The following is an 11495-nucleotide window of genomic DNA, read 5'->3' as shown; positions in this document are numbered from 1 at the left end:
GTTGATATATCTGTCGGGATGACGGATAAGCAAAGGGAGAATTGCAATGGCTCTTTATGATCCAAGTCTTGAGAAAGACAACTGTGGATTTGGCTTGATCGCGCATATGGAAGGCGAACAAAGCCACAAGCTGGTTCGTACAGCAATTTCTGCACTTGACCGAATGACCCACCGTGGTGGTATTGCCGCCGATGGTAAAACCGGTGATGGTTGTGGTCTTCTATTACAAAAGCCCGATTCCTATTTACGTCTTATTGCCGAAGAAAATGGTTTCAACCTTGGCAAGCAATACGCCGTAGGGATGATTTTCTTCAACCAAGATCCGGTCAAAGCTCAACTCGCTAAAGACATCGTCAACAGAGAACTTGCGCAAGAGACGCTAACAGTGGCCGGTTGGCGTGAAGTTCCAACCAATTCAGAAGTGCTCGGTCCAATTGCGGCTAACTCGCTTCCAAATATTCAGCAAGTCTTTATCTCTGCACCGGCTGGTTGGCGAGAGCGTGACATTGAACGTCGTCTCTACATCGCACGCCGTCGCATCGAGAAACAAATCACCGAAGATCCTGATTTCTACATCTGTAGCTTGTCGACTCAAGTTTTGGTGTACAAAGGCCTGTGCATGCCTGCGGACTTGCCTCGCTTCTACCTTGATCTTGCTGATCTACGCATGGAATCCGCTATCTGTCTGTTCCACCAGCGTTTTTCTACCAATACTCAACCGCGTTGGCCATTGGCTCAGCCATTCCGCTACCTTGCTCATAATGGTGAGATCAATACCATTGAAGGTAATCGACAATGGGCACGAGCTCGTGCTTACAAGTTCTCGTCACCACTGCTGCCCGATCTTCAAACTGCAGCACCATTTGTGAACGAGACGGGTTCAGACTCCTCCAGCTTAGATAATATGCTGGATCTCTTCTTAGCTGGTGGCATGGATATCTTCCGCGCCATGCGTATGCTTGTGCCGCCTGCATGGCAAAACCATCCAGATATGGATCCGGATTTGCGTGCGTTTTACGATTTCAACTCCAAACACATGGAACCATGGGATGGTCCAGCAGGTATCGTACTGTCCGATGGTCGTTATGCTGCTTGTAACCTAGACCGAAACGGTCTACGTCCTGCGCGTTATGTAATTACCAAAGACAAGTTGATCACTCTGGCATCAGAGGTAGGGATTTGGAATTACGCCCCAGATGAAGTTGCCAAAAAAGGTCGTGTAGGTCCGGGGGAATTGCTCGTCATCGACACTCGTAAAGGTAAGCTTTGGCAGTCTAGCGAGATCGATAATGACCTGAAATCTCGTCACCCTTATCGCGAATGGATGGAGAACAACGTTCGCAAACTAACACCGTTCTCTCAATTGCCTGAAGATCAAGTAGGTGAGCGCAGCTTTGATGAAGACTTGCTTAAGACTTATCAAAAGCAGTTTGCCATGAGCAATGAAGAAGTCGATCAAGTATTGCGTGTCCTCGGTGATATGGGGCAAGAAGCCGTAGGTTCGATGGGTGATGACACCCCGATGGCGGTTCTCTCTTCGAAAGAGCGCTTGGTGACTGATTACTTCCGTCAGAAGTTTGCTCAGGTCACCAACCCACCAATCGATCCGCTGCGTGAGAAACACGTCATGTCGCTGGCGACCAGCATCGGCCAGGAGATGAACGTCTTCTGTGAAACCGATGGCCACGCGCATCGTGTAACCTTTGATTCTCCAGTACTGCTCTATTCAGACATGCAGCAACTGCTCGAGCTTGGTGACGATCATTACCATAATACCATTCTCGATATCAACTACGACCCACAGCAAAAAGATCTTAAACAAGCCATTGATGATCTGTGTGAGCAAGCAGAGCAAGTCGTTCGTGAAGGCACGGTTTTAGTGGTTCTTTCGGACAGAGCCTTGGTCAAAGGTAAGTTACCAATTCCGGCAGCAATGGCAGTCGGCGCCGTTCAAACTCGTCTGATTGACGCGAACTTACGTTGCGATGCCAACATTGTTGTCGAAACCGCAACAGCTCGTGACCCACACCAATTTGCTGTCTTGCTTGGCTTTGGTGCCACTGCGGTTTACCCATACCTTGCTTATGAAGCGTTAGGTAAACTGATTGATGATAAAGCACTAGAGAAAGACTACCGCGATGTGATGCAAAACTACCAATACGGCATCAACAAAGGCCTGTACAAGATCATGTCGAAAATGGGGATCTCAACCATCGCCTCTTACCGCTGCTCACAACTGTTTGAAGCAGTTGGCTTGAGCCAAGATGTGGTCGATCTGTGTTTTAAAGGCGTCACAACTCGAATTGAAGGCGCGAATTTTGACGACTTCCAGCAAGATCTTACAAACTTATCTCGTAAAGCATGGGCGAAACGCAAATCGATTGATCATGGCGGCTTGTTAAAGTACGTCCATGGAGGTGAATATCATGCTTACAACCCGGATGTCGTCGGCACGCTGCAACAGGCCGTTAAATCTGGCGAAAGTAACGACTATCAGAGCTTTGCTAAGCAGGTAAACCAACGCCCTGTTGCCATGCTGCGTGACTTAATGTCGCTGAAAAAATCAGACACCCCACTACCACTTGAGCAAATCGAGCCAAGCACAGAGCTATTCAAGCGTTTTGACTCGGCGGCGATGTCCATTGGCGCACTTAGCCCAGAAGCGCATGAAGCACTTGCAACGGCGATGAACCGTCTTGGTGGTTACTCTAACTCGGGTGAAGGCGGTGAAGATCCTCGCCGTTTCGGTACTGAGCGTAACTCACGTATCAAACAGATTGCTTCTGGCCGATTTGGTGTAACGCCGCATTACCTAACTAATGCGGATGTACTGCAAATCAAGGTGGCACAAGGTGCGAAACCGGGTGAAGGTGGACAGCTACCAGGACACAAAGTCACCGCTGAAATCGCAAAACTGCGTTATTCGGTACAAGGCGTGACTCTGATCTCCCCTCCTCCGCACCACGATATCTATTCGATTGAAGATTTGGCCCAGCTGATCTTTGACCTTAAACAAGTCAACCCAAATGCGCTGGTTTCGGTAAAACTCGTCTCCGAGCCAGGTGTCGGCACCATCGCAACGGGCGTAGCCAAGGCTTACGCTGATCTTATTACCATTTCGGGTTACGACGGTGGTACCGCAGCAAGCCCATTAACTTCGGTAAAATACGCTGGTAGCCCTTGGGAGTTGGGGTTGGCAGAAACACAACAAGCACTGGTTGCTAATGGTCTGCGTCATAAGATCCGCCTACAGGTAGACGGTGGTCTAAAGACTGGTTTAGACGTAGTTAAAGCCGCAATTTTAGGTGCAGAAAGCTTCGGTTTTGGTACTGCGCCAATGGTCGCTATGGGTTGTAAGTTCCTACGAATTTGTCACCTCAACAACTGTGCAACTGGGGTTGCGACTCAAGACGAGACACTGCGTAAAGAATACTTCAAAGGTCTACCAGAAATGGTGATGAATTACTTCATCGGCCTGGCAGACGAAGTGCGCGGATTACTCGCCGAACTTGGCGTTGAAAAGCTGACGGACTTGATTGGTCGTACCGATTTACTTGAGGCGGTAGAGGGATTTACAGCGAAACAGACCAAGCTGGATCTATCCAATATTCTAGAAGCTCCAGTATCACCTGAGGGTCATCCGCTATTTTGGACAGAGCCAAACAAACCGTTTGATAAAGCTGAGCTCAACCAAAAGATCGTTGATGATGCCATGCATGCAGTAGAAAACAGCCAATCGGCAAGTTTCTTCTACAATGTCATCAACACTGATCGTTCTGTGGGTGCACGCTTATCTGGCGAAATAGCGAAGCGCTATGGCAACCAAGGATTGGCGGCTTCCCCTATCAAAATCTATCTTGACGGCACTGCCGGCCAGTCGTTTGGCGTTTGGAATGCGGGTGGCGTAGAGCTTTACCTCACAGGTGATGCGAATGACTACGTAGGGAAAGGCATGGCAGGCGGCAAGATCGCCATTAAACCTCACTTAGGTACAGCGTTCAAGTGTCATGAAGCCACCATTATTGGTAACACGTGTTTGTACGGCGCAACGGGCGGTAAACTGTTCGCGGCAGGTAAAGCGGGTGAGCGTTTTGGGGTACGTAACTCAGGTACGATTGCCGTCATTGAAGGTGCGGGAGATAACGCTTGTGAGTACATGACAGGCGGTATTGTTGCCATTCTAGGTGCAACAGGCGTGAACTTTGGTGCAGGTATGACCGGAGGCTTTGCCTATGTTCTGGATGAAAACCAAAGCTTTGAAGGTCGAGTCAATACTGAATCTGTCGAAGCCATTTCATTGTCCGATCTATACATCCACCAAGAGCATTTGCGCGGCCTGATTGCGGAACACCTTGAAGAAACAGGGTCGAGCCACGCAGAAAATATTTTGGCGAACTTTGATGAATGGATTCCAAAGTTCTATTTGGTGAAACCACAAGCGGCAGATCTTCGCACGCTACTTGGTCACCAGAGCCGCAGTGCCGCTGAGCTGCGCGTTCAAGCCCAGTAATCATGGAGGATGTTTGAATCATGAGTCAGAACGTTTATCAATTTATCGATGTTCAACGCGTAGATCCTGCGAAGAAGCCTATCAAAGTTCGTAAGATCGAGTTCGTTGAAATCTATGAACCGTTTACCAAACAACAAGCGACTGCGCAGGCGGATCGCTGCTTAGATTGCGGTAACCCATACTGTGAATGGAAGTGCCCAGTACACAACTACATCCCTCAATGGCTAAAACTGGCAAATGAGGGACGTATTCTTGAAGCGGTTGAACTATCGCATCAAACCAATAGCCTACCGGAGGTATGTGGGCGCGTTTGTCCTCAAGACCGTCTATGTGAAGGTTCATGCACGCTTAATGATGACTTTGGTGCCGTCACCATCGGTAATATAGAAAAGTACATTACCGACAAAGCCTTTGAAATGGGCTGGAAGCCAGATATGTCCAAGGTGGAGTGGACCGATAAAAAGGTCGCAATCATTGGAGCTGGCCCAGCAGGCTTGGCAGCCGCTGATATCCTAGTGCGCAATGGCGTTAAGCCAGTCGTGTTTGACCGCTACCCAGAAATCGGCGGACTACTGACTTTCGGTATCCCTTCCTTCAAGCTTGAAAAAGGGGTAATGGAAAATCGTCGCCGTGTGTTCACTGAAATGGGCGTCGAGTTCCGCATGAACGTGGAAGTCGGTAAAGATGTACAAATGCAAGATCTAATCGATGAGTACGATGCCATTTTCTTAGGCGTTGGCACCTATAAATACATGCGTGCAGGACTAGAAAATGAGGATGCGCCGGGTGTGTATGACGCGCTGCCATTTTTAATTTCGAATACCTACAAAGTCATGGAGCTTGAGAACAACCAACCTTTTATCGACATGGCAGGAAAGAAAGTGGTCGTGCTTGGTGGTGGCGATACCGCAATGGACTGTGTACGAACCTCTATTCGCCAAGGAGCCTCCAATGTGATTTGTGCTTATCGTCGTGACGAAGCCAACATGCCAGGTTCACGTCGAGAAGTAAAAAACGCTAAAGAGGAAGGCGTGAAGTTTATGTTTAACCTGCAACCACTCGGTGTGGAGGTCGACGCTTCAGGTAACGTATCGGGCGTTAAAGTGGTAAAAACTGCTTTAGGTGAGCCCGATGATGCAGGTCGTCGCAGACCAGAACCAGTGGAAGGCAGTGAACATGTATTGCCTGCGGATGCCGTGATCATGGCATTTGGTTTCCAGCCACACAAAATGGACTGGTTAGAACCGTATGGTGTCGATTTAGACCAATGGGGACGTATCAAGGCACCTGTTGAGCAAGCGTTCATGTATCAAACCAGCAATGCGAAAATCTTCGCTGGCGGTGATGCGGTCCGTGGCTCAGACCTCGTCGTAACCGCCATTGATGAAGGGCGAAAAGCGGCAGAAGGCATTCTTGATTACCTAGAAGTCTAATCACAGCTAACCTCACAAAAAGGATCCTATTATTGGATCCTTTTTCTTTTGTATCCATATAATTAGAAGCAAAACTATAAGAGTAAATACAATGAAAAAAGCCGCTCTCCTTTCCATCACTTTACTCAGCCTTGCAGCCTGCAGCCAAGGAGTCACCAGTATGCCAGATCGTTCTCAATCACCTTGTGGTGACAAACCAAATTGCGTTTCAACTCAAGACTCAAGAGACAAGTTTCAATTAGCACCTTTTTTGCTCACTGAATCCGCAACGTTAGATGCCATTGAGCAAGCCGCGCTTCAACTTCCTGGCGCCAAAACCGCGGTAAAAGAGGGCGATTACCTTCGGATAGAATGCACATCTAAAATCATGCGCTTCGTGGATGACCTCGAATTAAAAGTAGCAGGAGACAAACTGATTGTTCGCTCGGAATCTCGTGTGGGCTACTCTGACTTTGGCGTAAACAGAAAGCGCGCCGATCAATTACGAGAAAAGCTCACTCAAGCTAAGCTCATCAAATAGAAAACTGCCAACGGGGAGTGCTATACTCTCGGCCAACTAAAATATTTACCTAAAGAGAGTGTTATGAAAGTTGGTATCATCGGTGCGATGGAACAAGAAGTGACCATCCTGAAGCAAGCAATTACAAACTGCAAAACTGTAAATAAAGCAGGTTGTACGTTTTTCTCTGGTCAAATCAACGATGTTGAAGTCGTCGTACTACAATCGGGCATCGGTAAAGTTGCAGCGGCAGTGGGCACGACAATCCTTCTTGATGAATACCAACCAGACGTTGTGATTAACACAGGGTCTGCTGGCGGTTTCGATTCAAGCTTAAACCTTGGCGATGTTGTTATCTCTACAGAAGTTCGTCATCACGATGCGGACGTAACCGCTTTTGGTTATGAAATTGGCCAAATGGCTGGCCAGCCTGCTGCATTCAAAGCAGATGAAAAGCTAATGGATTTAGCAGAAAAGGCACTAGCGCAAATGGAAAACACTCATGCAGTTCGCGGCCTGATCTGTACTGGCGATGCGTTTGTTTGCACCGCTGAACGCCAAGAATTTATTCGTAAGCACTTCCCATCCGTTATCGCGGTAGAAATGGAAGCATCTGCTATCGCTCAAACTTGTCACCAATTCAACACGCCGTTTGTTGTTGTGCGCGCAATCTCTGATGTCGCTGATAAAGAGTCACCAATGAGCTTTGATGAGTTCCTACCGCTAGCAGCAAAAAGCTCTTCTGAAATGGTATTCAAAATGCTGGAACTCATTAAGTAAACGACTCATTCATGGAAGAAGTTTTTCAGTCATTTTATGCCAACGGTGCGCTCCTTATTATGTGGGGCGCACTGCTCTTTCACCTTCTTTTACCAATCCCCCGTTCATCGCATCCCATCACTTTATGGCGAAAGTTAGCTGAGCAGCTCGCCAACAAAGTAAACAATAATCATAGTTACACACAGAGCCTGACCTCCGGCAGTCTTGCATTGGGCTTGATGCTATTGCCTTGCTTGCTCTTGCTGATTGCCGTGGAGCCATTCGTTTGGCAAGTGCCTTTATACGAACTAGTGCTATTGATCATTGCTTTGGACTGGCGCAACAGTGAAACCTTAACAAAACAACTCGTCACAAGTATGTCGAGAGAAGACAAAGCCCAGTGCCGACAATTACTGAGACCATATCTTAATCGCGATACTGACAGTCTCTCGATCATCGGCATAGGTAAAGCAAGCTCAGAAACTGTGATTATGGGATACTGCCGCAACGTAATCGGTGTGTTATTTTGGTACGCACTCGCAGGTGGTATTGGTGCGTTAATGTATCGACTAACTACAGAGTTAGCTCGAGTTTGGTCCCCTAGCCGACGCCAATATTTGCCCTTTGGTAAACCTGCCGTTCAGCTGGTTGCCGCTCTGGATATTATTCCACTTCGTCTCTTTGCCATGCTTTTAGCTGTAGGAAAGAACGTAAGCAATGTGCTTTCTGGTGTACAGCAACAAGCTAACTCTTGGCCACTACCCGGGCCTGCCTGGGTGTTGTGTACCATCGGGCACAAACTACAACTCTCTTTATGCGGCCCTGCTATCTATCAAGGTATACGTGCGGAACGCGCAAAAATCGGTGGACGAATTGCCCCATCGGCTATTCACCTTTCACAAATACATACGCTGCTCGTTTGGCGAGTCTTCGTTTGGGTAGCTATCCAAAGTCTGCTTTTAGGAATGATTTATCAAGGATTATGATGAATAAACTATGCTTCGCATTAACGCTGTTTGTTTCGACAGCGACCTTCGCTCAACCCGCTCAACGCATTATAAGTTTAGCTCCACATGCCACTGAAATTGCCTTTGCGGCAGGGCTAGGAGACAAGCTTGTTGCTGTCAGCGAAATGAGTGATTATCCAGAGCAGGCAAAGCAGCTGGAAAGAGTCTCTAATTACCAAGGAATTAAATTAGAGCGCATTATTGCTCTTCAACCGGATTTAGTCATTGCTTGGCCGGCAGGAAACCCGGCAAAAGAGCTGGAAAAAATTAAACAGTTCGGCATTCCTATCTATTATTCCACTACAGGTTCACTGGAAGATATCGCCAATAATATCGAGCAGCTAAGCCAATACAGCGAAACCCCGCAAATAGGACAAAAGGCCGCTGAAGATTTTAGAACGCAACTGAATACACTAAAAGAGAAGTACAACACGCACGAGAAAGTTCGTTACTTTTATCAGTTGAGTGAAAAGCCTATCATCACTGTCGCCGGGAAGAACTGGCCAAGTGAAGTCTTTACTTTTTGCGGTGGTGAAAACATTTTCGCAGCATCCAGCGCGCCTTATCCTCAAGTTAGCATCGAGCAAGTCATTACTCGCCAGCCAGAGGTTATTTTTACTTCTCGTCACGCAATGAGTAATGATGGTATGTGGGCAGAGTGGAGCAATGAGCTTCCCGCACTTAGAAATAAACACATCTGGTCTCTAAACTCAGATTGGATTAACCGCCCAACCCCACGCACACTAAATGCGATCACAGAAGTGTGTGAGCACTTTAAAAGCGTTCGTCAAAAACGCTAACGATTTCGTGGCAAATACCGTACAATTTCCGCCCATTTTTTCTCACACTATATAAAGGTACTAAGTAACATGGACTCCATGCTGCTTTATATGATCGATTTGTTCGGTACCGCTGTTTTCGCTATCTCTGGCGTGTTACTGGCGGGCCGTTTAAAAATGGATCCATTCGGCGTTATCGTTCTCGGCAGTGTGACTGCTATTGGTGGCGGAACAATCCGAGACATGGCGCTAGGTGCCACTCCTGTATTTTGGATAACAGATACTACGTACTTATGGGTGATATTTGTTACGTGTCTACTAACCATGCTTGTTATTCGAAGACCCAAGCGACTCTCATGGTGGGTATTACCCGTTTGTGATGCCATCGGTCTCGCTGTATTTGTGGGAATTGGAGTAGAGAAGGCACTCGCCTACAATGCATCTGGAATGGTCGCTGTGATAATGGGGGTTATTACTGGCTGTGGAGGTGGCATTATACGAGACGTGCTGGCTCGCGAAGTTCCTATGGTATTAAGAAGTGAAGTCTACGCTACGGCATGTATTATTGGCGGCATCTTCCATACGATGGCGGTAAACATGGGTTATGACCACTCAACGGCTTTACTCGCTGGTGTAATCTCAACGCTCATTATACGTCTCGGTGCTATTCGTTGGCATCTATCTCTGCCAACTTTCGCAATTAACCGTTAAACAAAAACAGCATCACTCATCATCGAGTCGACCAAGTGTCGGCTCCTCTCATTTATACTCATTTGATTCGCCAATTCTTGTACAATTCGCTAAATTATTTCAACCATTCCTAACTTTCATTAATCATTATGTTGCTTGAAGGTATTGAGACGTTACTTGTCCTCAGTAAAGAAAAAACCATGAGCCGCACGGGCAGCCAACTCTATATTAGTCAATCTGCGGTGAGTAAGCGCATTTCGAATCTAGAGAAGAAGTTAGGAAAAAAATTGATTGAGCCAAGTGGTCGGCATATAAAGCTGACCTCCGATGGCCTTGCGCTCATCAACACGATCGAGCCAACGTTCAATGAGTTAAGAGGTCAGATCTATGATCAGCAAGAAATAGAAGATACTTCTTTGATCAAGATAGACTGCTCTGAAACCTTAGTGGCGGGGTACCTCAGCATGATCATGGCAGAACACTTTGCCCATGATCAGTACATACGAATATCGACCAATCATACGCCACGCATTATTGAGAATGTGAAATCAGGCAAAGCAACATTGGGATTTTGCGCTGGCTATCTACCACCTCATCATGGATTAATGAGCCTTCACCTCGCCGATGAACCTTTCTCAATTGTCAGTCGACATTCACTTTCACAACTACCTAAAGCTATTTTGACCAATGACCTAACTAACCCTGCCAACACATATCAACAAGCTATTTTATCAAAACACGGAATCGAACCTTTGATGGAAATGGATTCGTATACTGCGGCAGCACAACTGGCTTTGGGAGGTATGGCTCCCGCTTTAATCCCTAAATCTATCCTAACGACACTTAATATCACACCTAAGTTCTGCTATGACTTTGAAGAGCTAGGACAGTTAATTCGACCAATACATATCTGCTTGCGCCACAGCACATATCGCAGCGAACGAGTTAAAGCACTGACAAAATCCATTGCTGATGTTGTTGCCAAAGAAGTTTCGTTGCCATGAGCATCGACATCACAATAACTAGAGGACGAATCCATTTTTGCCCTTTAATTACAACGACCTTCGCCCCTAACTGAGCACCAAGAAAACCGCCAACAGCCATGGTTAAACCGAGCTTCCACACTGGCAACCCAGCTAAGATAAAAAAGAGTAGTGCCGCAATATTTGACGTGAAATTGAGGATTTTGGTTCTAGCAGTGGCTTCGACCAAAGAAAAGTGACCTAGTGCAACAAAACAAACAGTAAAAATAGATCCAGTCCCAGGGCCAAAAAAGCCATCATAGAAACCGATCCCACCACCAATGCATAGCGCAAACATCGCTTCAGATAACTTTGGTTCTCCATCGATTTTTCGTGTACTTGGCGCGAGTAAAAAATAGAGAGAAATGGCAATCAAAAGAACAGGAATCAAACTGGTGAGTACGCTAGCATCGATAAACTGCACAGCCTCGGCACCGATCGCTGCACCGATAAAAGTGCAAAGTATCGCGAAACGCATTTCCTTTAGGCTGACAATACCATTACGCACGAAATACCAGCTAGCAGAGAAACTGCCAAACGAACTTTGTAACTTGTTGGTTGCTAGAGCTTGAGTCGGACTCAACCCCGCTGCCAAAAGCGCAGGGAGCGTAATGAGCCCTCCCCCACCAGCCATCGCATCAATAAAGCCTGCGGCAGTCGCAACAAAAAATAGAGCCAACAAAATCTCAACCGTGATTTCCACTACACATCCTTTTTATTTAAAGAGGCATCAAAGAGGAAAAACGGTAGCACTTATTCACAAAACCACCAATGGAAAGTCAAGACACCAATCTAT

Annotated in this window: 9 protein-coding genes; 8 read left to right on the top strand and 1 reads right to left on the bottom strand. The window is 46.9% G+C overall.

The window, feature by feature from the left end:
• The first annotated feature begins 46 nt into the window (after nucleotides 1-46).
• The 8 genes from gltB to CAG69_RS19470 all read left to right on the top strand — a co-directional run bounded on the left by gltB (nucleotide 47) and on the right by CAG69_RS19470 (nucleotide 10681).
• On the top strand, nucleotides 47-4510 hold the full coding sequence (gltB, locus tag CAG69_RS19505; RefSeq protein WP_161445757.1) for a glutamate synthase large subunit: 4464 nt from the start codon (nucleotides 47-49) through the stop codon (nucleotides 4508-4510).
• A 20-nt stretch (nucleotides 4511-4530) separates the two neighbouring features.
• Nucleotides 4531-5943 carry an FAD-dependent oxidoreductase gene (locus CAG69_RS19500; protein WP_005396322.1) on the top strand — a complete coding sequence of 471 codons (1413 nt, stop codon included), beginning with the start codon at nucleotides 4531-4533 and terminating at the stop codon, nucleotides 5941-5943.
• A 91-nt stretch (nucleotides 5944-6034) separates the two neighbouring features.
• Nucleotides 6035-6463: a DUF1499 domain-containing protein gene (locus CAG69_RS19495; protein WP_161445756.1), complete on the top strand. Its 429-nt coding sequence runs from the start codon at nucleotides 6035-6037 to the stop codon at nucleotides 6461-6463.
• 63 nt (nucleotides 6464-6526) lie between these two features.
• The gene (gene mtnN / locus CAG69_RS19490) at nucleotides 6527-7222 is read left to right on the top strand and encodes a 5'-methylthioadenosine/S-adenosylhomocysteine nucleosidase (RefSeq protein ID WP_161445754.1); all 696 of its coding nucleotides are present in this window, start codon (nucleotides 6527-6529) and stop codon (nucleotides 7220-7222) included.
• Nucleotides 7223-7233: 11 nt separating this feature from the next.
• Nucleotides 7234-8187 (top strand): cobalamin biosynthesis family protein, encoded by a 954-nt coding sequence (locus tag CAG69_RS19485; RefSeq protein ID WP_047009086.1) that lies wholly within the window; start codon nucleotides 7234-7236, stop codon nucleotides 8185-8187.
• Nucleotides 8187-9008 (top strand): vitamin B12 ABC transporter substrate-binding protein BtuF, encoded by an 822-nt coding sequence (btuF, locus tag CAG69_RS19480; RefSeq protein ID WP_047009085.1) that lies wholly within the window; start codon nucleotides 8187-8189, stop codon nucleotides 9006-9008. Before CAG69_RS19485 ends, btuF begins: the two co-directional genes overlap by 1 nt.
• A 69-nt stretch (nucleotides 9009-9077) precedes the next feature.
• A complete protein-coding gene (locus tag CAG69_RS19475; RefSeq protein ID WP_005387377.1) occupies nucleotides 9078-9698 on the top strand; it encodes a TRIC cation channel family protein in 621 nt (206 codons plus the stop codon).
• 128 nt (nucleotides 9699-9826) lie between these two features.
• Complete coding sequence (locus CAG69_RS19470) at nucleotides 9827-10681, top strand: LysR family transcriptional regulator (RefSeq protein ID WP_161445753.1); 855 nt, start codon at nucleotides 9827-9829, stop codon at nucleotides 10679-10681.
• Here the strand turns inward: CAG69_RS19470 and CAG69_RS19465 are convergent.
• Nucleotides 10623-11402: a TSUP family transporter gene (locus CAG69_RS19465; protein WP_161445751.1), complete on the bottom strand. Its 780-nt coding sequence runs from the start codon at nucleotides 11400-11402 to the stop codon at nucleotides 10623-10625. The genes CAG69_RS19470 and CAG69_RS19465 overlap by 59 nt on opposite strands.
• Nucleotides 11403-11495: the final 93 nt, after the last annotated feature.

The organism is Vibrio sp. V43_P6S15P86 (assembly GCF_009904725.1).
In the GTDB taxonomy this organism is placed as follows: Bacteria; Pseudomonadota; Gammaproteobacteria; order Enterobacterales; family Vibrionaceae; genus Vibrio; species Vibrio diabolicus.
Note: the sequence above shows the minus strand (reverse complement) of the source record. Positions and strands in the feature narration are given on the sequence as shown.